Annotated in this window: 18 protein-coding genes; 7 read left to right on the top strand and 11 right to left on the bottom strand. The window is 65.6% G+C overall.

Annotated features, from left to right (window positions below; translation table 11 throughout):
• From CHB97_RS26440 to CHB97_RS16205, 4 genes are all read left to right on the top strand, one after another.
• Positions 1–1,179, top strand: a 1,179-nt coding sequence (locus CHB97_RS26440; RefSeq protein WP_305764484.1) for an MBG domain-containing protein, incomplete at its 5' end; no start/stop codon positions are given.
• The gene (locus CHB97_RS16195) at positions 1,173–4,208 is read left to right on the top strand and encodes a CHAT domain-containing protein (RefSeq protein ID WP_089289038.1); all 3,036 of its coding nucleotides are present in this window, start codon (positions 1,173–1,175) and stop codon (positions 4,206–4,208) included. The genes CHB97_RS26440 and CHB97_RS16195, both read left to right, overlap by 7 nt.
• On the top strand, positions 4,205–4,897 hold the full coding sequence (locus tag CHB97_RS16200) for a hypothetical protein (RefSeq protein WP_143270962.1): 693 nt from the start codon (positions 4,205–4,207) through the stop codon (positions 4,895–4,897). The genes CHB97_RS16195 and CHB97_RS16200 overlap by 4 nt, the downstream gene beginning before the upstream one ends.
• Positions 4,898–5,010: 113 nt before the next feature.
• A complete protein-coding gene (locus CHB97_RS16205; protein WP_160105928.1) occupies positions 5,011–5,442 on the top strand; it encodes a Crp/Fnr family transcriptional regulator in 432 nt (143 codons plus the stop codon).
• A 2-nt stretch (positions 5,443–5,444) separates the two neighbouring features.
• Here CHB97_RS16205 and CHB97_RS16210 read toward each other — a convergent pair whose 3' ends face one another.
• The 3 genes from CHB97_RS16210 to CHB97_RS16220 all read right to left on the bottom strand — a co-directional run bounded on the left by CHB97_RS16210 (position 5,445) and on the right by CHB97_RS16220 (position 9,410).
• A complete protein-coding gene (locus tag CHB97_RS16210; protein WP_089289041.1) occupies positions 5,445–6,476 on the bottom strand; it encodes a LacI family DNA-binding transcriptional regulator in 1,032 nt (343 codons plus the stop codon).
• Positions 6,477–6,559: 83 nt separating this feature from the next.
• Positions 6,560–8,146 (bottom strand): sodium:solute symporter, encoded by a 1,587-nt coding sequence (locus tag CHB97_RS16215; protein WP_089289042.1) that lies wholly within the window; start codon positions 8,144–8,146, stop codon positions 6,560–6,562.
• Positions 8,147–8,252: 106 nt separating this feature from the next.
• Positions 8,253–9,410 (bottom strand): GGDEF domain-containing protein, encoded by a 1,158-nt coding sequence (locus tag CHB97_RS16220; RefSeq protein ID WP_160105931.1) that lies wholly within the window; start codon positions 9,408–9,410, stop codon positions 8,253–8,255.
• 360 nt (positions 9,411–9,770) lie between these two features.
• Between CHB97_RS16220 and CHB97_RS16225 the strand changes: the two genes are divergently transcribed.
• A complete protein-coding gene (locus tag CHB97_RS16225; protein ID WP_089289044.1) occupies positions 9,771–10,628 on the top strand; it encodes an alpha/beta fold hydrolase in 858 nt (285 codons plus the stop codon).
• Here the strand turns inward: CHB97_RS16225 and CHB97_RS16230 are convergent.
• From CHB97_RS16230 to CHB97_RS16240, 3 genes are all read right to left on the bottom strand, one after another.
• A complete protein-coding gene (locus CHB97_RS16230; RefSeq protein WP_089289045.1) occupies positions 10,623–10,982 on the bottom strand; it encodes a hypothetical protein in 360 nt (119 codons plus the stop codon). The genes CHB97_RS16225 and CHB97_RS16230 overlap by 6 nt on opposite strands.
• A 126-nt stretch (positions 10,983–11,108) precedes the next feature.
• Positions 11,109–11,579, bottom strand: coding sequence for a hypothetical protein (locus tag CHB97_RS16235; protein WP_089289046.1), 471 nt, complete (start codon positions 11,577–11,579; stop codon positions 11,109–11,111).
• 72 nt (positions 11,580–11,651) lie between these two features.
• Positions 11,652–12,560: a spore coat protein U domain-containing protein gene (locus CHB97_RS16240; RefSeq protein WP_160105934.1), complete on the bottom strand. Its 909-nt coding sequence runs from the start codon at positions 12,558–12,560 to the stop codon at positions 11,652–11,654.
• A gap of 326 nt (positions 12,561–12,886) precedes the next feature.
• Here CHB97_RS16240 and CHB97_RS16245 point away from each other — a divergent pair, with 326 nt between their 5' ends.
• The gene (locus tag CHB97_RS16245; protein ID WP_089289048.1) at positions 12,887–14,299 is read left to right on the top strand and encodes an amidase; all 1,413 of its coding nucleotides are present in this window, start codon (positions 12,887–12,889) and stop codon (positions 14,297–14,299) included.
• Here CHB97_RS16245 and CHB97_RS16250 read toward each other — a convergent pair.
• Together CHB97_RS16250 and CHB97_RS16255 are read right to left on the bottom strand one after the other, a co-directional pair.
• Entirely contained in the window at positions 14,265–16,811 is a 2,547-nt protein-coding gene (locus tag CHB97_RS16250; protein WP_089367463.1) for a fimbria/pilus outer membrane usher protein, read from the bottom strand. The two genes, CHB97_RS16245 and CHB97_RS16250, sit on opposite strands and share 35 nt — an antisense overlap.
• A 67-nt stretch (positions 16,812–16,878) precedes the next feature.
• A complete protein-coding gene (locus tag CHB97_RS16255; protein ID WP_089289050.1) occupies positions 16,879–17,613 on the bottom strand; it encodes a molecular chaperone in 735 nt (244 codons plus the stop codon).
• A 421-nt stretch (positions 17,614–18,034) separates the two neighbouring features.
• On the opposite strand from CHB97_RS16255, the gene CHB97_RS16260 reads away from it, so the two are divergent.
• Positions 18,035–19,951: an ATP-binding protein gene (locus CHB97_RS16260; RefSeq protein ID WP_089289051.1), complete on the top strand. Its 1,917-nt coding sequence runs from the start codon at positions 18,035–18,037 to the stop codon at positions 19,949–19,951.
• 33 nt (positions 19,952–19,984) lie between these two features.
• On the opposite strand, the gene CHB97_RS16265 is transcribed toward CHB97_RS16260, so the two are convergent.
• The 3 genes from CHB97_RS16265 to CHB97_RS16275 all read right to left on the bottom strand — a co-directional run bounded on the left by CHB97_RS16265 (position 19,985) and on the right by CHB97_RS16275 (position 24,438).
• Positions 19,985–21,268: an MFS transporter gene (locus CHB97_RS16265; protein WP_089289052.1), complete on the bottom strand. Its 1,284-nt coding sequence runs from the start codon at positions 21,266–21,268 to the stop codon at positions 19,985–19,987.
• Positions 21,269–21,359: 91 nt separating this feature from the next.
• A complete protein-coding gene (locus tag CHB97_RS16270) occupies positions 21,360–23,576 on the bottom strand; it encodes a TonB-dependent receptor (RefSeq protein ID WP_089289053.1) in 2,217 nt (738 codons plus the stop codon).
• A 4-nt stretch (positions 23,577–23,580) separates the two neighbouring features.
• The gene (locus CHB97_RS16275) at positions 23,581–24,438 is read right to left on the bottom strand and encodes an alpha/beta fold hydrolase (RefSeq protein ID WP_160105937.1); all 858 of its coding nucleotides are present in this window, start codon (positions 24,436–24,438) and stop codon (positions 23,581–23,583) included.
• Between the last annotated feature and the right edge of the window lie 185 nt (positions 24,439–24,623).

A 24,623-nucleotide genomic window follows, 5' to 3' on the forward strand; every position in this document is an offset into this window, starting at 1 on the left:
TCCAACGCCAATTACACGCTGAGCGTGACGGGCTCGACGCTCAGCATCACGCCGGCGGCCTTGACGGTGACAGCCAACGCCGTCAGCCGGGTTTACGGCGATGCCGATCCCGCCTTGAGCTACAGCGTTGCCGGCCTGAAGCGCGGCGACAGCGCCACGGCGGTTCTGTCCGGCACCCTCGACCGGGCTGCCGGTGAGAATGTCGGTACCTACGCCATCAGCCAGGGCAGCCTCGCATCCAACGCGAATTACACGCTGAGCGTGACGGGCTCGACGCTCAGCATCACGCCGGCGGCCTTGACCGTAACGGCCAACGCCATCAGCCGGGTTTATGGCGATGCCGATCCGGCCTTGATCTACAGCGTTGCCGGCCTGAAGCGGGGTGACAGTGCGGCGGCCGTGCTCTCCGGCGCCCTCGACCGGGTAGCAGGGGAGAATGTCGGCCTCTACGCCATCGGCCAGGGCAGCCTGATCGCCAATGCCAATTACACGATCCGTTACCAGGGTGCGGCCCTGACGATAACACCGGCCCTGCTGACCGTGGCGGTGGACAGTGTCAGCCGGGCGGCCGGTGTGGCCAACCCGGTTTTCACCGCCCGTTATCAGGGGCTGGTGAATGGGGATGGCGTGGCCAGCCTGACGGGGCTGGCCTTTACCACCAGCGCTACGGTGGATTCCCCGGCGGGGGCCTATGCCATCAAGGCTGGCGGCATCCGCAATGGCAATTACGACATCACCTATATCGATGGTCTGCTGACCGTTACCGGTGGCGGCAGCCTGCCGGCGGCGGTTGCCAATGTCGCCCCGGTCACCACCATCACCCAGCTGCCGCAGACCCCCAGCGTGGCGAGTGCCACCGCCGCCTTGGCCAGCGTGGCAGCCCCAGTGGTGGCGAACGCGGGCAGCATTACCACCGCCCCGGCGGGCCTCGCCAGCGGGGCAGGCACGACCGGCGGCAGCGGCAGCAATCCGCCCGCCGCCAGCATCAGCGCCGATGCCGCCTTGGCCGCCACCACCCAGGTGGTGCAATCGGCCTCCGGTTCCGCAGCGGATGAGGATTCCAAAACGGAGGAGATGATCCCCGGTCTGCTGGGCCAGCAGCGCCGCCTGCCGTCAGAGGCGCCGGAGGGTACCCCCGGCCTGGAACAGCAATTCCCCAACCTGGGGAGGGTATGGTGAGCGTCTGGAAGGCAACCATCACCGCCCTGGCCCTGCTGGCGCTGGGCGGCTGTGGCGGGCAGGCGGGCAAACCGGCCAACGGTACAGCGGCGGCCAAGGCCGATGCGCCCCTGCCCTTCGGCGCCAATGCCATTGGGGAGGAATGCCGCGCCATTCCCGCCACCGCCGATGGTGGCACGCGTCCGTTCGGCCTGTTCTGCGGGGCCTGGGAACAGGCCAGCGGTTCCATTGCCGTGACCGCCCTTTACGATCCGTTGCCCGAGGAACCTGCGGCCCGGCTGCGCCAACTGGCGGTGGAAGGTGGGCGCACCGGCTGGGCCGGATCGCTGGCCCAACGCGCCAATTGCCAGCCGGCCCAGCCCATCGCCCTGGCCGATGGCAGCAGCGCCCTGCTGGCCAATTGCCAGCTTCGCGAAGGCGGCTGGCCCTGGGTGGGCATCACCCTGGCGCGGGGAAAGCAGCTTTATCAGGCCGATGGTATCCCCGCCGTGGCCGATCTGCTGCTGGGCATGGCCGACCGGCTGGAAGGCAAGGGGGGCGAAGCCCCGACCGCCCGGATGCAGGATATCCAGGCGGCCCTGCGGGCAGCTTTGGGCGATGATGCGCTGCGCTTCGGGCGCGGCGATCTGAATGATTTCGAGCGGTTGAGCGAGCTGGGCCGGCTTTCCAACAGTGTGGAGGATTATGCCGCCGCCGAGGAGGCCTATCGTCGCGCGCTCGCCATCCAGACGCGGGCGTTGGGCGATGATAGCCCCGGTGCTGGCGACACGCTGATGGCCCTGGCACTGGAGGTCAGCAACCAGGGGCGGGGGGAGGAGGCCGACGGCCTGTTCCGCCGCGCCGATAGGCTGTTGCAGCAATCCTTCGACAAGGCGGCCCGCGCCCGGCTGGCCAGCTATATGGCTTTCCACGCCGCCAATAACGGGGAGGAAAAGCGCGCACTCAGTCTCAGCCGTGATGCCAGCGCCACCCGGCGCGCCCTGGTGGATGATCTGGAAGATGCCGCCGGTGGCGGTGCCAACCGCGCCGTGCTGGGCAGTCTGGCGGCGGCGCGCGGCGACCTGATCCATTCGCTGCTGCTGGAAGCCACCGTCTCCCTGCGCCTGAAGCAGTATGGGCTGGCAGAGGCGGCCGCGGCGGAGGCAGATCGGCTGTATCAGCGCACGCGCGGCCTGCCGCCCTGGTGGAACGCCCGTATCCTGGGCATCCACGGTCTGGCCCTGGCCGGGCGGGGGGATGTGGCGGGTGGGGCGGCCCTGCTGTCCAAGGCGGTGGCATCGAACCGGCAATTGTTCGGCCAGGGCTGGCCTGTCGCCTCGGCGATGCTGGAACTGGGCCGGGTCTATGCCCAGGCGGGCCAGGATGCGGCGGCGGCCAGCATCTACCGCGAAGGGCTGGCCATGGTACGCGATCTGCCGGGTGGCGCGCCGCTGCCGCTGGACCGCATCATGCCCTATCTGGCGGTGCTGGACCGGCTGGCAGCGGCGGACCCCGCCGCCCGTCCGGCCCTGAATGCAGAGATGTTTCTGGCCGTGCAGCAGGTACGCGAAGGGGTGGTGGGACAGACCATCACCCGTGCTGCCACCCGCTTTGCCACCGCTGACCCCGCCGTGGCCGATCTGGTGCGCCAGCAGCAAGATGCCGTGCGCGAGCGCGACCGGCTGCGCATTGAGGCGGCGGCGGAAACCGCCAAGCCAGACAGCCAGCGCGACCGGGCACGCGAAGCGACCCTGCTGAAACAGTTAGAGGCGGCAGCAACATCGGCCCAGGCGCTGGAACGCCAGCTTCAGGCGGCCTTCCCCAACTATGCCCGCCTGTCGCGTGCGGCCCCGGTAGCCCCGGCGGATTTGTCCGCCTTGCTGCGGGCGGATGAGGCGGTGATCTATCATGTGTTCGGCAGCGAGGGCGGCTTCGGCTTCGTGGTGCGGCGGGACGGGGTGACGGCCTTCCCGGTTTCCCTCTCCCGCGCGGCGCTGGAAGAGCGGGTGGCCAGCCTGCGCCGGGGCCTGACCCCGCGGGCCGGTGCCCTGCCGCCGTTCGATCTGGCGCTTTCCCATGATCTTTATCGCCGGCTGCTGGGGCCGGCGGAGGGGGCGTTGCAGGGCGCCAGATCACTGGTCTTCGTGCCCACCGCCGCCCTGCTCAGCCTGCCGCCGGCTTTGCTGGTGTCGGCACCGGGGGATGCAGGGGACTATGCCGGGGCGGCCTGGCTGATCCGGGACCGGTCGGTATCGGTGGTTCCCTCCATCCCGGCCCTGGTGGCGCTGCAACGGCTGGCGGCGCGTCCGGCAGCCCCCAAACCCTTTATCGGCTTCGCCGCCCCGCCCTTCCAGGGGACCAAGGGGGGCAATGGCATGGCCGCCCTGGCGCAAAGCTGCCGCACCGATGCGGTGATGGACCCGGCCCTGCTGCGCGCGCTTACCCCCTTGCCGGAAACGGCGGATGAGGTGCGGCAGGTGGGGGGCAAGCTGGGTGCAGTCCCGGCCGATATCCTGACCGGGGCCGCTGTCACCAAGGCGGCGGTGCGCGACCGGGGCTTGGGCGATTACCGGGTGATCTATTTCGCCACCCATGGGCTGTTGCCCGGCGAACTGCGCTGCCAGACCCAGCCGGGTCTGGCGCTGGCCCCACCCGCCAGCCGCCCGGCCAGTGCTGCCGATGATGGCTTGCTGACGGCATCGGATATTGCCTTGCTGCGCCTGAAAGCTGATCTTGTGGTGCTGTCGGCCTGCAACACGGCGGGCGGTGATGCCAGGCTGGGCGGAGAGGCCCTCTCCGGTCTGGCGGAATCCTTCTTCTTTGCCGGGGCCCGGTCGCTGTTGGTCACGCATTGGCAGGTGCCTTCCCTGCCCACCGTACGGCTGATGACCGGGCTGTTCGACCGGGCGGCGGCGCAGGGGGACTTGGCCGGTGCCCTGGCCGCCGCCCAACGCGCCATGGTGGCCCAGCCGGCCAGCGCCCACCCGTTCAACTGGGCGGCCTTCACCCTGGTGGGGGCCGCCGGTCCCGCCCACGCTGCCGGAGAATGATGATGCTGCACCGTCTTTCCGTCGCCCTTGCCGCCCTGCTGCTGGTGCCCGCCGCCCTGGCAGGCTCGCTGGTGCTGGTGGACGCGCGCGGGGTGGCGATGGCGCCCGGCACCCTGGTGCCGGATGACAAGCCCCTCACCCTGCCCGATGGTGCGCAGATGGTGCTGATCGCCGAAGATGGCAGCCAGATCACCCTGCGCGGCCCCTTCACCGGCATTCCCGCCAAGGCCGCCGGCAGCCAGGGCGGCACGGTACAGGCCTTGGCGGACCTGATGGGCGCGCGGGCCGCCGATACTAGCGCGCTGGGGGCGGCGCGGGATGCTGGCCAGCCGGTGCCCCTGCCGGACCCCTGGCTGATTGATGCCGCTGCCTCTGGTTCCGGCTGTCTGCGACCCGGCCATACTCTGGTTTTGTGGCGGGCCGCCGCGCAGAAGCAGCAGAGCCTGACCCTGATGCCGGCCGACCGCAGCTGGACCGCCAATGCTACTTGGCCGGCGGGGGAACAGCGGCTGGCCCTGCCCGAACTGCCGGTGCAGGAAGGCGCCACCTTCCTGCTGGAGCTGGATGGCAATGCGGCGGCCATCACCTTCCACCATCTGCCCGATGCGGTGACGACACGGAAGATGGTGGGCGGCTGGCTGCTGGCACGGGGCTGCGACCGGCAGGCGCAGGCCCTGCTGAAGGGTTGATCTTGCCGGCACGGGGATGGCGTGCCAATTGACGGGCTGAGGATGGGATGATCCCTGCATGGGATCGGGAAAGGGTTGATGCGATGTCGGGCGGGATTTTAAATCGGAAGTTCGTGGCCACGGGCAAGCAGATCTTCGCCACCGGTGACCGGGGCGAACATATGTATCTGGTGCAGTCGGGCCGTGTCCGCCTGTGGCGGGGGGAACCGGAACATCCGGTGGTGCTGGCGGAGGTGGGGCCGAACTGCCTGTTCGGTGAAATGGCCCTGATCGACGACGGCACCCGGTCCGCCTCGGCCACGGCCATCGAAGATACGGTGCTGATCATCATTTCGGGGGAGAAGGTGCGGGCCCGGCTGGCCGATGCCGACCCGTTCGTCGCCTCCATCGTCCGCATCCTGGCCCGCAACCTGCGCGCCTCCAACAGCCAGTTGGAAGATATGATGAGCCAGATGCTGGCCGTCACCGCCATCAAATCCCGCGAGATCAGTCCCAATGAGGATGTGGCGATGCTGGCGGAAGCCGATGAAGGGACGGCAGGGTAAGGTCACCCCACCCGCCGGCAAGACCCCCGCACCACCAGCCGTGTCGGGATGATGGTCTGGTCGATGGGGCGGTCTTCCATCAGGCGCAGCAGGTTTTCCACCAGCAGCCGGCCAGCGGCCTCGGTATCCTGCCGGACGGTGGTCAGTGGCGGGTTGGTGTAAAGGGCTGCCTGGATATCGTCGAAACCGACGATGGACAGGTCACCCGGCACCGTCAGGCCCCGGTCACGCGCGCCATGCAGGGCGCCGATGGCCAGCAGGTCGCAGGCGGCGAAAATCGCATCCAGCGGGCGGCCCCGGTCCAGCAGCGCCAGGGCGGCGCGGTGGCCATCCTGTTCCGATGCCTCCGCATCCAGGCGCAGGGCAGGGTCGGCGGTCAGCCCCGCCTGTTCCAGCGCCAGCAGATAGCCCCGGTGCCGGTCGCGGAATTCCGGGCAATTCTCTGAAATATCGCCGATAAAGCCGATATGTCGCCGCCCGGCGGCGATCAGGTGGGCCACTGCTTCCTGCGCACCCTGCACATTATCGGACCCGATGAAATGCCCCGGCTGCCCCGGCAGCACCGGGCCCCAGGTGATATGGGGTATCCCCGCCTCGTCCAGCCGGGCGATGCGGGCGATGTAGCTGGGGTAATCGCCATAGCCCAGAAAGATGATGCCGTCGGCGCGTTTGGAGGCGGCATAATCGGCATTGCCCTCCCCGCTCTGCTGCTGGAACGATACCAGCAGATCATAGCCATGGCGCGCGGCGGCACGGGTGACGCTGGACAACATGGCCAGGAAGAAGGGGTTGATCAGGCTGTCGGACGTGCCGGGATCTTCATAGATCAGCAGCGCCAGCGTGTTGGTCTTCTGGGAGCGCAGGTTGCGCGCATTCACATCGACCTTGTAATTCAGCTGCCGGGCTGCGCGTTCCACCTTCAGCCTGGTATCCTCGCTGACCATGCTGTCATGGCGCAGCGCGCGCGACACGGTGGACTGGGAGACCCCCGCCAGTTCGGCAATATCAAATGAGGTCGGCCGTTTTGCCCGCATTGTGCTTCCGGCGCTGGGTTGCTGACCGGCGGCAGGATAGCGGACGGGTACCCAGGCTGGCAATTCTCCCCATGCGCGATCCATCAGCGGAAATTCCACACGATAACCGCCGTCAGGGCCAGCAGGGCCGCCGCCAGTACCCGGTAATTGCGCCAGAAGGGTTCACCGGCCAGCCGGGCGCTTTCTTCCCGATAAAAGGCCGGGGTCCAGATCATGCCCGCACTCTTGGCCGCCGGGTCAGGGGCGGTCGCCAGACTGCCCACCACCAGGGCCAGGGTGCAGGCCAGGAACAGCAAGGGCGCGATATAGAGGAAATGGATCGTAAACAGCCCCTGCACTGGCACGGCCAGGAACAGGGCGATGCCGGCCACCACACCGGTGGCGATACAGGCAATGGCCCCGGCGGCATTGGCCCGGCGCCAGAACAGCCCCACCAGATAAAGCGCCATCACCGGCGGCACGGCATAGGCGATGATGATCTGCAGATATTGCCAGAGTGAGCCGAACCGTTCGATCTGCGGTGCCCACAGCACCGACGCCACGGCCATGACCAGTGTCACCACCCGCCCGATGCGCACCAGCGCCCGGTTGGACAGGCTGGGCCAGCGGCGCAGCACGAAATCCATGGTGAACAGGGTGGAGGCGGAATTATAGGTGGACGCGATGGAGGACATCAGTGCGGCCATGAAGCCCGCCACCGCAATGCCGGCCAGCCCAGCCGGCAGCAGGTTCAACAGCAGGGTGGGATACACCATGTCCGGGCTTTCCAGGCCGGGATAGAGCAGGATGGCCGCCGTGCCCGGCAGCACCATCAAGAACAGCACCGGCAGTTTCAGAAAGCCGGCGAACAGGCTGCCCCAGCGGCCGTGATTCTCGTCCTTGGCGGTCAGCACCCGCTGCACCATGAACTGGTTGGTACACCAGAAATAGAAGCCCAGCAGCGGCACCCCGGTCAGCAGGCCCAGCCAGGGCAGGGTGGGATCATCCAGCGGGCGGATCAGTGATAGTTTCGCCGGATCGACCGCCGCCATCACCCGGTCCCAGCCGCCGGCAGCGGCGAAGGTCTTCACCGCGATGATCATCGACGCGCCCAGCAGCAGCAGCGCCTGGATCACCTCTGTATAGATCACCGCCCGCAGACCACCGGCGATGGTGTAGATGCCGGCCGACAGGGCCAGCCCGATGACGATCTGCCAGAGTGGCACATCGGGCAGCAGCAGCTTGAACAGCAGGGCCCCGCCATAAAGCGCGCTGGACGTATCGACAACAATGTTCAGAAACAGCGTCAGACCGGAGAAATAGAGCCGGGCCGTGCCATTATACCGCCGCTCCAGATATTCCGGCAGCGTATAGACGCGGGAGCGGAGCAGGAAGGGCAGGAAGAAGATGCTGAAAAAGACCAGCACCACCGCCGCCATCCATTCATAATTATAAACGGAAATGCCGGTGCCATAGGCGGCACCCGCCAGCCCGATCAGGGTGGTGGAGGAGATGTTGGAGGCCAGCAGCGCCAAGCCGATCACCGGCCAGGTACAGCCGCGCGAGGCCAGGAAGAAATCCTCCGTCGTCGCTCGCCGCCGCGTCAGCAACAGGCCGAACGCGATGATGGCGATCAGATAGGCGGCGATGACGGCATAATCCAGCGTCGCCAGACCGTTGATGGGCGGCATCCTCTCCCCCTTGGACCTTCATTACCAGCGGCTTGTCAGATGCCGCCCTTGCCGCCATCTGACAGGGCTTTGCCCCGGCACCCAAGAAGAATTCGTATGCAGTGGCTCAGCCGCGCACCACCGACAGGCCAGGCACGGCGATGCGGATATTGTCGCGGCCGGCATGTTTGGCGGCGTAGAGCGCCTGATCGGCCCGTTCCAGCAGGTCTCTCTCGTCCCGGTCATCATGCTGCCACGCGGCCACGCCGATGCTGGCGGTGATGCGCACGGGCCGCCCGTCCGGGGCGTAGACCACCAGTTCCGCCAGCACGGCCCGCAGCCGTTCCGCCACGGTGACGGCGGTGCCAATATCGCTGTCCGGCAGCAGCACGGCAAATTCCTCCCCGCCGACGCGGGCGGCCAGATCGCTGGGGCGCAGTGACGTGGTCATCCGCGCTGCCGCCTCCATCAGCACCAGATCGCCGGTCGCATGGCCATAGGTGTCATTGACCTGCTTGAAATAATCCAGATCCAGCACCACCAGGGCGCCCGCCGTCCCATGGCGGCGATGCTGGGCCAGATTCTGCCGCAGCCTTTCCTGGAACTGCCGCCGGTTGGCCAGCCCGGTCAGCGGGTCGAGGGCGGCCAGACGCGACAGCCTTTCATTGGCGGCCAGCAATTCCGCCCGAATCTGCGTCAAGGCGGCGGCCTGGGCCTTGCTGCGCCGGGCAATCCCCCGGTTCCGCCGCACCAGCCGCCATTCCGACAGCAGCGTGTTGTTCACCATCAACACGCCCACCCACATGACAAGCATGTAAAGCAGGGAGAAAAAGGCCATGACGGCAGCAGTCGGCCCGTCGAAAATCTCCAGCGCGAACAGCGCATGGCTGGTGGCGATCGGCCCCACCAGGGCCAGCAGCGCCATCGGCATGGCGCCCAGATTATGCGAGGCGGCGGCCGAAATGCCGGTGGGCACCAGATAAATCAGGCTGACCACCATCACACTGGCTCCATCCCGGGGCAGCCAGGGCAGGGTGCCCCATAGGAGGCCGGTCAGCAGGAAATTCCACAGATTGCCGCGCTGCCAGCGGCCCACCGCCGTGCGATTCGCCGTTTGCGGCAACAATCCGCGTGCCGTGAATATCCGGTACAGGGATACCAGCCAGATCGCCGCCGCCCAGGAAAGCAGGGCGATCAGATGCAGGGATTGCGCCAATGCCAATGTCAGGGCACTGGCCACGGTCACCTGGGTCAGCCCGCCGGCAATTTGGGAGCGTGCGCACATGGCAATGGCACTGGGTGACTTCGACCGTATGTCAAGCCGTCCCATCAATCGCCGATACTTGCCATTTAGCAGCATTCACACTCACCAGTTTCAAGAAACCCATTAACGTGTTTACATCGTCAGCCGGATTTCGTTATAATTAACTATTATATCTGCTTCTGCGGCAGATTATCGGGTCCGTGCTTTCTATGTGCGTGGTTCTGGTTTCAACAAATATCATGCTGTCGCAGGCATAGGCACAGTTTTTTACTTGGGTCTCCCTGCACAATCGGTCGCACCTGGGCGGCTTGGCGGAAGGTGCTGGATTTTCGCACGAACGTTCGTATATTCGAGAGGGACCAGGAACGAACGGGTGGCATCATGGCAACGGCGGCAGTCCCAGCTTCTGTCAATATTCCGGGTGCGGCGGGGGTGAGCCTGGCCGGGCTTTTGTTCCAGCCGGCGGGGGAACCGCAGGCGGCCATCGTGCTGCATGGCGCCACCGGCGTGCCACGGGACTACTACGCCCGCTTTGCCGCCTGGGCGGCAGAGGCACGCCAGGCGGCGGTTCTGATCTATGATTATCGTGATTGCGGCCATTCCGCCCAGGTGCCGGTGAAACAGGCCCGCGCCACCATGGCCGATTGGGCCGTGCACGATCAGGCGGCGGCGCTGGAACTGCTGCACCAGCGCTTTCCCGATCTGCCGCTGGAGGTGATCGGCCATTCGCTGGGCGGGTTGGGCCTGCCCTTTCATGACCGCGCCGCGCAGGTGGTGCGCATGGTGGCCGTGGCCAGCGGTCCGGCCCATTGGTCCCGCCATCCGCCCGGATTCGTGCCCAAGGCGCTGGCCTTCTGGTATCTGGCGGGGCCGTTGCTGACCACATTGCTGGGCTATATGCCGGGTTGGGTGCTGGGCCAGGGGGCGCACCTGCCGGCCAGCGCCTATTGGGAATGGCGGCGCTGGTGTGTCACCCCTGGCTTTTACCGCCGGGATTGGGGCAGCCGCCTGCCGCAGCCGGACCTGTCGCGTATGAAGGGCCGGTTGCGGCTGGTGGCCATTGCCGATGATCCGATGCTGCCGCCGCCGGTGGTTCGTGATCTGGCCGGGTTCTATCCGGCCGCCCAGGTGGAAAACCACCTGATCGAACCAGCGGCGGCAGGTGTTGCCAGCATCGGCCATCTGCGGGTTTTTTCTGAACGGTGCCGGGCGGTCTGGCCGGTGCTGGCCGGCCTATAGCGCCGCCAGCCCGTCATCGGCCGCCCGCATTCCCCAGACAGGGCGGGGGTGGCGTGTGCCTTCCGGTGCCGTCACCACGCGCGGTGCCATGCGGCGGAACCGGCTGGCCTGCTGCTCCAGCGGCCGTTCCACCCGCCGCAGAACGGAGGTGCCCACCCCGCCGCAGCCCTGACAAACGAACTGCCGGCTGAATTCCGCCACCGGATAATCATGCCCGTGCTGGCGCAGCAGCAGATCGCTGCGCCAGGTGCATTCCTCCGCACAGCAGACGCAATGCATGGCGAAATCATGTCCCTGGAAATTGGCGCAACCAATGCTGCCGGGCAGGGCACTGTGACGGATGGCGGGCTTCATGACGGTTCTCCCTGATGACGGGGCCTGATAGGGAGACGCTACAATGTTCCTGATTTGTTCTCAAGTAAAATATGAAAAAACCCTGCCGCCCGCGCTGAAGGAACAGAGCGGGTGACAGGGTGGGCTTTACTTCGCCGTGATGCTGATGATCACCGTGTCGGCGTACTCACCCGCCGGCAGGGAGGGCGAAGCGGGGACGGAGACGGATACCGTGGTGCTTCGGGCTTGGCCGCTGGCGGCGCGGGTGGTGGCGACACTGCCATTCTGGGCGGCGACGTCACCATATTGCAGCCCATAGGCCACGGACGCCGTTCCGGAACTGAGGCTGCCGCCATTCTGCGAGGCGACCGTCACCACATAGCCATTGGCGGCATTGCAGCGTTCCTCCACCGTGGCGACGGGGACGGTGGCCTGGCCTGCCGTCAGGTTCACCGTGGCGGTATTGTTGGAAATGCCGATGGAACATTCGGCCGTGACGCTGCCACGGATGGTCAGGGTGGCCTGGCTAGCCTGCCCCTGTGCCGGGCCGGCCGGATTGGCCAGTGCCAGCAGTGCAACCGCCATGACAGCGGCAATCTGCGATAATTTGCGCATCATGCACCCCACTTCTGCCCATTTTGGGCACCACGACGGATCGGTCCCGCGTCGTGACGGTTATCCGATAGAAGCTTATCGCGCCGAAATGATTAGGATCAAGTTATCAGCGTAGGTGCCGGCCAATGCCCGGCTGACATCATCCACCTGCACATCGATGCGGTATGTCCCCTCTCCCCCCAGGCTGAAGCTGCTGCCGCGCGTCAGCCGGGCGCTGCGCCCGGCGACGGCGACGCTATAACCGATCCCGTCGGGGTTATCGGCGGAGACCAGCCTTCCCGCATTGTCGGAGGACAGCGACAGGTCATAGTCACTATTGCCCATGACCTTGATTTCAAAGGAGCCGCCGCCGGTGCGCGACAGCTCCCCCATATCCAGCACGCCGGAATTGCCCGACAGGGGGCGGGAAACGCCATTGACGGTGACGCTGGCGCCCACCACTTCCCGCACCTTGGCGCGGACCTGCACCGACCGGCTGTCAATGGGGCCGACGGGAACCCCGTTGCGCAGCTCATAGATATTCACGGTGACGCGGTCGGTATAGGTGCCCTTCTTCACCACCTGTCCGGGCTCGATATAGGAATAGAAGGTCAGGCTCTGTTTTTCGTTCTTTTTGGTCAACGTGGCCTGGAACAGGCCGCTCTGCGATCCACCAATATCGTTCAACCGCTGGGATCGGGCGCTGTCCTTGTACAGCTCATAGACCAGACGGTCGCGCCCATCTTCCATGATGCGGGTGCCGTTGCGGCCATCATCAATGCCGATCAGCACACTGCAGGCGGGGCCATCATCATGCTCTATCTCCAGCCGGTGATAGCTGAGATTGGCCCCCCGGAACGGATCATAATCATCATCGGGCTCGATACGGTCGATATTGTCGACCTCCACCTCGCAGCGGTCAGTGCCATGGGCGGGCAATGCCGCCGCCAGCAGCAGGAAGGCGGCGGCAAGCCGGCGGCGGCAGGGGGAAGAAGGCATCGGCATCGCATCACATGGCATCGGCGCGGGCACCCGGTGCGGATGCCCGTCCGGCAGGATGCCAGTTCGCCCCGCCGGCTGCCAGCCTGGGATGGGGCAAAAGAAAATCCCCGTCCTGGCTATGGACGGGGATCAAGGAGGCTCAACAGAAAGGGTTATTGATCATTAACCGTTTCATCTGCAAATACCAGGGTTCTTGGGTGGTATGACCCATCGGCCATTCGCCCTACGACCTGTTGCAGCCTGCAGTGGTTGTCCCCATCACCAGGGCTGGACCTGGGGCGGATGGCGACTATCATGCGCGTCCCCGCCCGCCATGGGAGACCATTGCCATGAACGCCGTTTCGCCGACCCGTTTCGCCCAGCGTGCCGAACATGCCATCAGCACCATCGCCCGGCTGGACCCGCATCTGCAGGCCTTTGCCGGGTTTGAGCCGGAATGGCTGCGCGAACGGGCCTGGGCCATGGATCGGCAGAGCTTCCCCGAGGGGCGGTTGTGCGGCCTGACACTGGCGGTGAAAGATCTGCTGGACCTGCGCGGCCTGCCCACCGGCGGCGGTTCCCGCCAGCCGCACAAGGCCGACTCGGAGAGTGACGCTGTTGCCGTTACCCGGCTGGCGGCGGCGGGAATGCTGCCCTTGGGCAAAACCCATACGGTGGAACTGGCGTTCGGTACCTGGGGCATCAACCGTGCCACGGCAACCCCGCGTAACCCGTGGGATGCGGCGGTGGTTCGCGTGCCGGGCGGGTCCAGCAGCGGGTCGGCCGTCGCCGTGGCGGCGGGGCTGGCCGATCTGGCGCTGGGGACGGATACGGGCGGTTCCATCCGCATCCCGGCCGCCCTTAACGGCATTGCCGGGCTGAAGCCCACCTTGGGCCGGGTCAGCCGCAACGGCTGCCTGCCGCTCTGCCCGGATTTGGACACGGTGGGGCCGATGGCCCGCAGTGTGGCGGAACTCGCCTGGATGCTGGCCGCCATGGCCGGCCCCGATCCCGCCGACCCGCCCACCCTGCTGGAACCCAGGGGGCCGAAACCCGGTCCCTTTGATCCGGCTCGCGCGCTGGCCCTGTCCATGCGCGGCCGGCGCTTGGCCGTGCTGGCAGACCAGGGGCTGGATGGGGTGAGCAATGCCGTGGGTGACGCCTATCTGGAAGCCTGCCGCGTGCTGGAGGCGGCGGGCGCCCGGCTGGTGGAGGTGCGCCCACCCCTGCCGCTGCCGGCGGCCATCGAACCGTCCGGCCTGTTGATGGCGGGGGTTGCCTGGCGGCTGTGGCGGGATCGCTTAGATCGTTACGAGTCCGAAATGGACCCCGGTACCTGCGCCCGGCTGAAAATGGGGGCAGACGTTTCGGATGCGGAATTAACGACCCTGCGCAACAGTCGCCGGGCCGATCAGCAGCGTTTCCATGCCTGGCTGGAGGAGGTGGATGGTTTGCTGACGCCGACCCTGGCGCTGACCGCCCCCGCCCTGGCGGCGGCGGATGAGGGCACCTTGCCGTTCAGCCGGTTTGTGCGGGCGGCCAACTGGCTGGACTTGCCGGCAGCGGCCCTGCCCTGCGGCTTTGACCGGGCCGGCCTGCCGATTTCCCTGCAGGTGTTGGGCCTGCCCTGGCGGGAAGGGATGGTGCTGGGGATCGCCAGCGCCTATCAGCAGGCCACCGACTGGCACCAGCGGCGGCCGGACGTGGCGGCCCTGCTGGCACCGGCGGTTACGGGGCCGGCAGGTGGATCGGCGGCAGTTTGATCTCCCCATCCGCGTCGGCCGGCACGGTAACCGTCTCCGCCACCATGGTGACACCGAAAATGCTGAGCGCCCAACGCCCCGGCCGCACGCTTTCCACCCGGAACTGCCCCTTGCGGTTGGTGAAGAAGGGCAAATCCTTGGCCCCCTTGCTGCTGTCCAGCGGCCGCAGCACGCCTGACAGCAGGGCGGCGGGGGTCCCGTCGGCCGTCAGCAGCTGACCGGTTACGGAGGCGACGGCATCGGTGCCGATGGTGACGATGGTGCCGGCGCGGTATCCCGGTTGCACCGCCGGCCGGTCATCCCCCAGATCATAATTGGCCGGCGCGTCGGGCACATCCAGCAGCAGCGGCCGCACCAGATAGGCGGAAATATTGGGCACCACCGGCACGCCCAACCAATCGGTTTCCGCCAGATAATGATCATCCACCGGATCAACCCCGACATCCCGCCCCTTCAGACGCGGGTGCGGCACGATGATGGCAAAGCTGTTGCTGATGGGTCGGGTGACAGCGCCATGGCCGTCGGCAAAGGCCAGGGCCGTGGCTGCCGTCATCTGGGTGCGGTTTTCCAGTTCGCTGCGCGCATCCAGGCTGCGCCGGACCAGATTATGCTGCACCGATGTTTCAAACCGCTGGTTCACATAGCTCAGCCCGCCCTGAATCTGGTCCCCGGCCGAGCCATATTGATTGGTCAATTCCAGCCGGGCGCTCAACGCATCCACCGGATGCATGGACTGATAACGCCAGTCCAGCCGCTGCTGCCCGGCGATGGTATCGATGCTGGCCCCCAGGCTCTGCCGCCCGCCATCCAGGAAGAAACGGGAGGTGACATAGACGCCGGTATCCCGCTCCCCCAGACTGTCCCGCCCGTGGGAGAAGGTGACATCCAGGCTGCCCGTGCGCCACAGTCGCTGACGCAGCGACAGGTCAATACTGTAATTATCGCGGCTATCCGTGCCGCGCACATCACGATAACGGCCGCCCAGCGAAAGGGTCAGAGTCTCCAGCAGCGGTCGGGTAACGCGGGCTGCCATGTCCAATTTCGTATCGCTATCGAAATTAGACCCGAAATTCCGGTAATCCTTCTGATACCAGCTCAATTGCGCTGTCACGGAGCCATTGGCCCAGCTATCCGCGCCATTATCATAGGAGCGGTAGCGCAGGGTGCCGGCCAGCCCGGCTTTGCGCCCCTTATCCGTCGGGTCGGCATCCTTGTTGGGTTTGCGCCGCAGATAGGCCGCCGGCTCCACCCCGAACGTGCCCAGGTTGGTGGAGAACAGCACCTCCCCCGTCACATTGGTTTCGGTGCGGTCGATCTGGGTGCCCAGCCCGATGGTCAGCTGATCGGTTAGGCCGACCCGCTGATAGGCGGTCAGCATCGGGTCGGCCGTGTCATAGGTATAGACATCATCGCGGATGCTGGAAGGCAGACCTACCGTATAGCCGAATTCCTGCACCCCGGCGCCCAACAGCTGGCTGTCGAAGAAGAAGGGGAAATCAATAACCTGCTCACGGCCGAACCCGTCGGTGATGCGGATTTGCACATCATTGGTGCCCGACGCTCCCGGAAAGCTGTTGAGATTATAAGGACCGGGTTGCAGGCGGAAGGATCGGCTGGGCCGGCCATTGACCAGCACCTCCACCACCGACGGGTTCTCCAGCACAAAATCCCGGCTGCCGGCCGGCTGCACCAGATCATAGGGGCGGATGGAGAATTCCCGCGCCACGGAGAGACCCAGCACGGATTTGCCGACCTGGCTGCCCGTCACCGGGGTGCTGAGATCGCCCAGCTGCGCCCGGATGCCGCTGGCCTGGAAATCATGCAGCAGCTTCACCGGGCCGCGTGCCCAGCGTTTTTTGCCATCCTCCCGGTAATAGACATTGCCTTCCGCCACCCAGCCTTTCCAGTTCACCGCCGGTTCATAGACGACGGAAAGCGGCCCCAGCCCGCTTTCGCCCAAGCCATCGGGAACGGAAAGATAATCGGCGGCGGCGCGCATGTTCATCTGGGCGCTGAAATCGGCCTGCGGCACCACGACATAGGATCGTGCCGCCGCCCCCCGTTCCATCACCGACAATTCCCGCCGCTGCCGGGCGATGGCCGGTACCGTCACCTGCAGAACCTGGGTCGTCGGTTCATAGGCCACCTGGATGCCCTGGCGGGACAGCTGGGCCGGCTTCGTCCAGCCACCGGGATCGGCCTGGGCCTTGAATTCCGTCAAGGCCCCCGGCTGCACCAGCGGCGTCAGCAGGCTTGCCAGCGCTGTCAGATCAAAGCCGGTATCGGCTGGGTCCAGCCCCACCATGCCCGGTATCTGCCCAATCTCCGCCCCGTCGAAAAACACGGGCAGGTCGGCCTTCTGGGTGCGCGCGGCCTGACGTTTGGCCCCAAACACCTTTTTGTAAAGCTCTTCAGCCGAGGCGGCGGGCTTACCCGCCGTCTTTTCCTCCGCCGCCCGCCCCAGGTCCGTTGCTAGCAGCACCAGGGCGCAGACAACCAGGGGCCGCATCATCCAGGGACGATGCGGCAGCAACCGGCGACAGGGGCGGGAAGGGGGCAAGGGGTCGGACCGGCAATGATCAGGGCAGGGCGATCGTGGCCGTCAGCGGGCCGACCGGCAGTTCCTTGGGCCAGGGCAGCAGGAAGCGGCGCGTCACCCCCGGCAGCAGATTTTCCCCGGCCAGTCCCCCCAGCTTGTCCGCCTTGATGCTGACCTTGGCATTGCCGGCGGCCAGGGTCAGGGTCGGGTCACGCAGGATCTGGTGGGCGGTGCCACTGTTCTGCACCCGCAGGTCCAGCACCGTGCCGCCATCGGACAGGGTGGTGGGGCCGGCCGACAGCACCGTCAGCTTCGGCGCCACACCCGGCGGCACAACATAGAGCGAGGCCTTATATTGCACCAGCAGCCGCACCTGTGCCCCCTGGGCGGGCGCCTGCCCGACATCGATGGGCAGCTGTTCGGCCACCAGCCGGAAGGGCAGCTCCTTCGGGGGGGCGGCATTGCCGATCCACTGCACCCGGACGGACTGGTTCTGCCCCGGCTCCAGGATCAGCTGTTCGGGGAAGATCACCCAATCATCGCCGCTCCCGCTCAGCACATCCTCGCCATTCTCATCCTGGCCGCGACCGACGATGCTGATTTCCACCGCCACCGGCGTTTGGGCATCGTTCTCCAACCGGAATATCTGTGTGGCGCCGCGGCCAGAGGGTTCGAAATTCATTTCGATGGGAATCAGGCGGAAGGCGGATGCCGGCACCGTCAGGCCCAGCAGGGGCAGCAGCAGGATCCCCAACCGCAGGAGATGCTTTTTCATGAGCCCGATTCCTTATGAATTTCGTTCCAGAGGCCGACAGGGATACCAGATGCCATCACGGCCTGTACCATGGTGGTAGATTGACCGACGGCCCCTGTTGAATCACATCGGGGGCCTTTTTTCCAGGCCATTGGTCCGGGTGACGCGAAAGGATAAGCCGGTGGCCGACCGGTGTAAATTCAACCAGTGTTGCAAAGTGAATATTTAAAATACCGTGTTAATGCATTAACTTTTTGGTCGATTTTATCTGGCGGGGGCAAATATAGGGCAAGTCATCGAAATTTGTCCATTCGGGCGTTTGTGTTGCATTGTTTGATAAACGACTATAGAAAAATGATGCGTTCACGTGTATCAACACGGCTCCTGTATCACAGTTTCAACCCGTGCCACCCATGCCCCGTCTCCCCCGAACCGCCTGCTGATGAGCCTGTTACTCTCCATCCTGCTGGTCAATTCGGCCACCCTTCTGGGGGCGGCAGTGACGCTGGGCACCATCTGGTGGCAGGGGCGGACGGAACGGTACGCGCTCTCCTGGGCGCTGGCGCTGCTGGTGGCCTTGCCGGGCCTGCCGCTGTTGCTGGGGCTGTCACCCCATAGCGGCCCGGTGGGCATCTTCCTGGCGCTGCTGGGCTCCATCTGCCGTGATGCCGGGCTGTTCTTCCTGGCCGATGGCATGGCCCGCTATCGCGGCCGGCGGATGCATTGGCGGCGCTGGCTGTTTGCCGGCGCGGTCATCGTCGCCATTTCCGCCATCTCCCTGATCCGGGGGGATCAGGGGCTGCATCGGCTGCTGCATTCCGGCTTCATCCAGGCGGCGGTGATTTCCGCCGCCATCGACATGCTGCGCCCGGCCGATGGGACGCGGCGCTGGGGGCTGCCGACCGGGGCGGGGGAGTGGCTGCTGCTGGGCGGGTTCGGCTTCCTGCTTTTCGCCAATGCCGTCCATATCGTTGATCTGCTGTTCAATTCCTATCCGCCCCGCCCCCTGCCGGATACGGAGACGATGAAGATATTGCTGATGGCTCAGCCCTTCATTGTCATGACCATCGGCATGGGCGGCGTCATCACCATGTCGCAGCGGCTGATGGCAGAGCGGGAGGCGCAGCGCCTTGCCGCCGAGCAGGCGGCTGAACAGGCCCGTGCCGCCGACCGTGCCAAATCGGAATTCCTGGCCACCATCAGCCATGAAATCCGCACCCCGATCAACGCCATCCAGGGCTGTCTGCAAATTCTGGGTGCCCATGGGCTGAACCCTTCCCAGGCGCGTCTGGCAGAGGTGATGGGCAGCTCCAGTGCCAATCTGCTGGCCCTGATCGAAGATGTGCTGGACATGGCACGCATGGAGGCGGGGCGGGTGACGCTGGACCCCGGCGTCACCGATCTGGGCGCCCTGCTGCGTGAAGTGATGGTGCTGACGACGCCCAAGGCCGATCATAAGGGCCTGATGCTCAGCCTGCGCCCGGCCCCTGGCCTGCCGGCGGCGGTACTGGCCGATGGCCGGCGTCTGCGTCAGATATTGCTCAATCTGGTGGGCAATGCGGTGAAATTCACGGAAAAGGGCCATGTCAGTCTGACGGTGGAACCGCTTGTCCCCCCGCCCGGCGCTGCGGCAGCGTCGGCATTGGAGAATGGACAGCCCCCCGTCTGGGTGCGGTTTGAGGTGACGGATACCGGTATCGGCGTGCCGGCGGACAAGCTGGACAGCATCTTCCTGTCCTTTTCCCAGGGCGACAATACCCTGACCCGCCGCTTCGGCGGTGCCGGCCTGGGCCTTTCCATCGCCAAGCAACTGGCCGAGATGATGGGCGGTTCCATCGGGGTTGAGAGTGTACCCGGCCAGGGCAGCCGTTTCACTGTCACCCTGCCGCTGACGGTGGTGCAGCCCGGTTCCCAGGCGGAAGGGGGCCCGCGCCACATCGCCCCGCTGCTGCCGCATGGCCCCCTGGGCGGCCCGGCGGTGATGCTGCTGGAAGGGGATGATGTAAACCGGGTGGTTGCCACCGAACTGCTGGTCGGGCGCGGGGCCGATGTGGTGCAGGCCGCCGATGGCGGGGAGGCGCTGGCCCTGCTGGCCCAGCGCCGTATCGACATCATCCTGATCGATCTTTCCACCCCGGCGCTGGAGGGGTTGGAAACCGCCCGCCATATCCGCAACCTGCCGCTGCCGGCCGGCAATGTGCCCATCGTGGCGCTGAACAGCGGCCTGATCACCCCGGAGATCCGTCAGCTCTGCCGCGATATCGGCATTCAGGCTTTCCTGACCAAGCCGATCCGGGTGGAAAATCTGGTCAGCACCCTGACCGCCCTGCTGCCCCTGCAGGACAAGCCGGCGGCCTGAGTGCGTGTAAAGTTTTCGGGCAGGCTCCGAGCCTTATTCCCGGTGCCAGTCCTGGTTCAGCCGGCGGGCGGCCAGGAAGAACAGCCCCGAGGCCAGCAGATAGAAGCCCATGCCATAAAGGATGGAATAGCGCAGGCTGTCCGCCCCATAGCGCGGCACCAGATAATCCGATAGCACGCCCAGGAACCAGGTGCCGAAGCCGATTCCGATGAGGTTGTTGACGAACAGGAAGATGGCCGATGCCGTGGTCCGCATGGTGGCCGGCACCAGATGTTGCACGGCCGACAGGGTGGGCCCCAGCCACATCAGCGACAGGGCCTGCGGTACCACAAACAAGAAAAAGACCAGCGGCAGCGACGGTGACATGATGCCGCCGATGAAGAAGGGCAGGGAGATCAGAAAGGCCACCGCCGGCACGCGGGCATAATTGCCCTTGTCATTGGCCCCGAACCGGTCGCCCAGCGACCCGCCGAACCAGACGCCGACCATGCCGCCGAAGAACAGGATACCGGCATAGAAGATGGAACGGTCCACCAAAGCCAGCCCATGGCTGCGCTCAAAGAAGGAAGGCAGCCAGAAGGCCAGCCCATAGCCCAGAATGGATGAGCAGGAAGCCCCCAGCGCCAGCAACCAGAAGGAGGGTTTCTGGAACAGCAGGGCGAGCGCATCGCCCAGGCCGGGGCTGGCTGTGGCCTGGCTCCCCAGCGGTCTGGCATCAAACCCACCGCGCACCGGTTCCCGTACCGTCAGCTTGAACAGCGGCGCCAGCAGCAGCCCCGCCAGCCCGCAGATGATGAAGGCCCAGCGCCAGCCGATCTGGTGGGCGATCAGCCCGCCGAACAGCACGCCCGCCGCCATGCCGATGGGAATGCCGAAGCTGTAGGCGGCCAGCGCGCGCGCGCGTTCCTGCGGCGGGAAATAGTCGGAAATCAGGGAATAGGCTGGCGCCACGCCGCCCGCTTCCCCCACGCCTACGCCCAGCCGGCAGAGGAATAATTGCCAGAAGCCGGTGGCAAAGCCGCATAAGGCGGTGAAACCGCTCCAGATGGTCAGCGCCCCGGTCATGATCCAGGTGCGGCTTTTGCGGTCTGCCACCAGGGCGATGGGAATGCCAAGGGCGGTGTAGAACAGCGCAAAGGCCATGCCGCCCATTAGGCCCAATTGCTGATCGCTGAGCCCCAGTTCCGTCTTGATGGCGGAGGCGAGGATACCCAGAATCTGCCGGTCGATGAAATTGAAGATATAGACCAGGATCAGAATCAGCAGCACGTAATAGCGATAATAGGGGCGCTGGCCCTGGGATACGGCTGCTTGCATAGGCTGGTTTCCTCTGGGGACGCGGGCGGAAGAAGCAATAGGCGGGGCTGGCGGGAACGGCAAGTGGCGCGCCATTCCCGCCGGCCGTCCATCAGAAGCGATATTCCACCGTCGCCGTTACCGTGCGCGGCGCGCCATAGAAGCCGATGATGCTGTCGCCAAAGGTGGCACCGGGGAAATTATAGCCACCCACCCGATAGCGCTTGTCGGTCAGGTTCAGCCCATGCAGCCCCACCCGCCAACGTTCATCCGCCGTGGTCCAGACCAGGCTGGCATCCAGCAGCGTATAGCCCTTCTGGTCCAGGGTCGGGTTGGGGAATTCGAACAGGGAGAAATGACTGCGGTGGGAGGCGGAGCCGGTCAGGGTGGCGGTGCCGGCATCCCCCATGTCATGGGTGTAGGAAAGCGTGAAGTTCGTCGTCCATTTCGGCGTGTTCTGGAACACGGCCGTGTTGGCAATATTCACATATTGCTTGGTCGTCAGGTCATAGCGCAGGAATTCCTTGAATTCCGCATCGATATAGCCAACGGCGAAGCTGGCCATCAGCGCTTCGGTCAGCAGGAACTGGCCTTCCGCCTCCCAGCCCTTGATCTTGGAGGAGCCGACATTATCGACAAAGCTGGCGATGGTGGTGCCGGCGGGCACCTGGGTGGTGACCTGCTGGCCATCATAGTCGGAATAGAAGGCCGCCAGGTTCAGCCGTGCGCGGTTGTCCCAGAAGCGCAGCTTGGACCCAACCTCATAGGTATCGACAATTTCCGGATCATAGCCCTTCACCGTGTCCGGCGTCAGGATCACATCGCCGCGCATGTCGAAGCCGCCGGATTTGAAGCCCTTGCCATAGGAGGTATAGAGCGTCACATCATCCGTCGGTTGATAGGTCAGGCTGACGCGCGGGGTGAATTCCTTGAAGGTGCGCTCATTGGTGTAATTGCTGCGGATCAGCGTGGGGTTGCGCGCCGTACCGCCGAAGAACGGGCTGGTCAGCCCGGCGAAATTGGCGCGATAGACCGTACCTTCCTTCTTGTCGATCGTATAGCGGCCACCCAGCGAAATCTTGAACTGGTCGGTAATGTCATAGGTGAAGTCGGCAAAGGCGGCATAGCTCTTGGTATCCACGCTGCCGGATGTCAGCGTGGTCAGGTTGGCCAGCCCGACAATGGTGTCGAACGCCCCTTCGGCATGGCCATCCATGTAATAAAGCCCCGCCACGCCCTGGAACCGTTCACCCTGATAGAGGAACTGGAATTCCTGGCTCAACTGGTCATCCTTGTAATAGGCGGGGATATCCAGAATCTTGGCCGGCAGATTGTCGAAATCGATCACCGTGTCGCTGCGCCCATCGCGGTAGGCGGTGATGGATTTCAAGGTGATGGTGTCGGACGCCTCATATTCCGCCGTCAGCGACACGCCCTCTGTTTTCACCTTGTTCTTGCCCGTCAGCCCCGCCTGGGTGTCATAGACGGAAAGGAGCTTGGGTACAGTAGGTGTGGCGACCAGCCGGTACCCGTGGCGGGGGTTGGAATCATCCACCGTCTTGTCGGCGGCGACCCGGATGAACAGGGTGTCCGTCGGCTTGAACTCCACCGCCAGCCGGCCGGCATTGACATCCTTGTCGTAATGGTCCTGGCCGGTGGTCAGGTTGGTGCCATAGCCGCCCCGGCGGTACATCGCCACCGCCCCACTGACCCCCACCTTTTCACCGATGGGGGTGGAGCCGGAGAGGATCAGGTCGGTCTGGTCATAGGAACCGATCTGCGCCTTGATCTTGCCTTCCGGCGTGTCGCTGATGCGCTTTGTGACATATTTCACGGCTCCACCGATGGTATTGCGGCCATAAAGCGTGCCCTGCGGCCCGCGCAGTACCTCCACCCGCTCAATATCGAAAATATCCAGCACGGCACCCTGCGGGCGGGCCAGATAGACATCATCCAGGTAAAGCCCCACGCCCGGCTCGAACCCCCAGAGCGGGTCTTGCTGGCCCACGCCACGGATGAAGGCGATCAGGGTGGAATTGGACCCGCGCGCCGGCTGCATGGTCAGGTTCGGCGTCATCTTGGTCAGGCTGGTAATGTCGGGGGAGCCCTGCATCTCCAGCGTTTCCGCCGTCAAGGCGGTGATGGAGACGGGGACATCCTGCAGCGATTCCTCCCGCCGGCGGGCGGTGACGACGATCTCCTCCATCATCGGCGCGCTGGCGGCGGTCTGCTGCTGGGCCAGGGCGGCGGGTGTTCCCAGCACCGGCAGGGTGAACAGGGCGGTGCTGGCATAGAGCAGGCGGATAGTGGGTTTTGCTGACGCTTTCATGGTTTCACTCCCCTCTTTTATCATTATCGGCGTGTGTCGGCAGGCGGGCGGCGAAGTCACGGATGGCTTGGTTGAAGGATAAGGGTTCCTCCAGTTGCGGCGCATGGCCGGACCGGGGGAAGCCCAACAGGCGGGACTGGGGCAGCAGCCCGGCCAGGATGGGGGCCGTCTCCGCCGGATAAAGCCGGGAGAGCTGGCCGAAACTGACCAGCGCCGGCAAATCCAGGCCCGGCAGCCGGTCGCGGAAATCAAGCGCGGTGAGCGAGGCCCAGAGGCTGGCCATGGCCACCGGATCGGCCCCGGCGATTTCCATGGCTGCCCAGCGGCGCAGCACGGCGCGTTCCGCCTCGTGCCCCTGGGCGAAGATGCGGGCGGCAATGCGCGGGGCCACGGCGGCCCAGCCAAGCCGCATCAGGTCCAGCGCCTGGCTGCCGGCCTTGGCCGGGTGGCTGCCGCGCAGCCCATGCGGCCAGTCCGGCCCGTTCAGCACCTTGGGCGCCATATCGATGCTGACCAGCCCGGCAGTGCGTTGGCGCAAACCGCCTTCCAGCAGGGCTTGCCACAGCACCATGGCCCCCATGGACCAGCCGATGGCCAGAATGCCGCGCAGGTCCAGCGCCGCGGCCAGTTCACTGATATCGGCGGCCAGCCTTGGGATATCGGCCCCGGCTCCGTGCTGGCGCGATTGGCCATGGCCGCGCAGGTCAGGGGCGATCAGGCGGAACCCGTCGGCCAGCCCATCCAACTGGGGGGCAAAGAAACTGGCGCGTGTGCCCCAGCCATGGATCAGCAGCAGGGGCCGACCATTGCCCACATCCTCATAGGCGATCAAGGCGCCATCGCTGAGACGCAGTTCCGGCATAGGCCGTCCGCCCCCTGGTTGGTTCCGCTTCCCTGCCCGCCGGCTTTGTCGATTGTTTGGTTTGGCCCCTGTGGCGGGGCCCGAGTGCCGGCTGAACGTCCCCATGCTTGCGCCAAACCGAAACCTGAGTCAATATTCAACTTCAGAAGAAATACCGACCGTGCCGATGACCGGCAAAGCCGGTA

The sequence above is a fragment of the Azospirillum sp. RU38E genome, assembly GCF_900188385.1.
Classification (GTDB): domain Bacteria; phylum Pseudomonadota; class Alphaproteobacteria; order Azospirillales; family Azospirillaceae; genus Niveispirillum.

Excerpts from the sequence above, each read along its gene's own strand:
- CHB97_RS16250 (WP_089367463.1), bottom strand. The coding sequence starts at position 16,811 with ATGATGCGGCCCCTGGTTGTCTGCGCCCTGGTGCTGCTAGCAACGGAC.
- CHB97_RS16265 (WP_089289052.1), bottom strand. The coding sequence starts at position 21,268 with ATGCAAGCAGCCGTATCCCAGGGCCAGCGCCCCTATTATCGCTATTAC.
- CHB97_RS16200 (WP_143270962.1), top strand. The coding sequence starts at position 4,205 with ATGATGATGCTGCACCGTCTTTCCGTCGCCCTTGCCGCCCTGCTGCTG.
- CHB97_RS16270 (WP_089289053.1), bottom strand. The coding sequence starts at position 23,576 with ATGAAAGCGTCAGCAAAACCCACTATCCGCCTGCTCTATGCCAGCACC.
- CHB97_RS16240 (WP_160105934.1), bottom strand. The coding sequence starts at position 12,560 with ATGCCGATGCCTTCTTCCCCCTGCCGCCGCCGGCTTGCCGCCGCCTTC.
- CHB97_RS16225 (WP_089289044.1), top strand. The coding sequence starts at position 9,771 with ATGGCAACGGCGGCAGTCCCAGCTTCTGTCAATATTCCGGGTGCGGCG.
- CHB97_RS16235 (WP_089289046.1), bottom strand. The coding sequence starts at position 11,579 with ATGATGCGCAAATTATCGCAGATTGCCGCTGTCATGGCGGTTGCACTG.
- CHB97_RS16255 (WP_089289050.1), bottom strand. The coding sequence starts at position 17,613 with ATGAAAAAGCATCTCCTGCGGTTGGGGATCCTGCTGCTGCCCCTGCTG.
- CHB97_RS16245 (WP_089289048.1), top strand. The coding sequence starts at position 12,887 with ATGAACGCCGTTTCGCCGACCCGTTTCGCCCAGCGTGCCGAACATGCC.
- CHB97_RS16230 (WP_089289045.1), bottom strand. The coding sequence starts at position 10,982 with ATGAAGCCCGCCATCCGTCACAGTGCCCTGCCCGGCAGCATTGGTTGC.
- CHB97_RS16210 (WP_089289041.1), bottom strand. The coding sequence starts at position 6,476 with ATGCGGGCAAAACGGCCGACCTCATTTGATATTGCCGAACTGGCGGGG.
- CHB97_RS16195 (WP_089289038.1), top strand. The coding sequence starts at position 1,173 with ATGGTGAGCGTCTGGAAGGCAACCATCACCGCCCTGGCCCTGCTGGCG.
- CHB97_RS16275 (WP_160105937.1), bottom strand. The coding sequence starts at position 24,438 with ATGCCGGAACTGCGTCTCAGCGATGGCGCCTTGATCGCCTATGAGGAT.
- CHB97_RS16260 (WP_089289051.1), top strand. The coding sequence starts at position 18,035 with ATGAGCCTGTTACTCTCCATCCTGCTGGTCAATTCGGCCACCCTTCTG.
- CHB97_RS16215 (WP_089289042.1), bottom strand. The coding sequence starts at position 8,146 with ATGCCGCCCATCAACGGTCTGGCGACGCTGGATTATGCCGTCATCGCC.
- CHB97_RS16220 (WP_160105931.1), bottom strand. The coding sequence starts at position 9,410 with ATGTGCGCACGCTCCCAAATTGCCGGCGGGCTGACCCAGGTGACCGTG.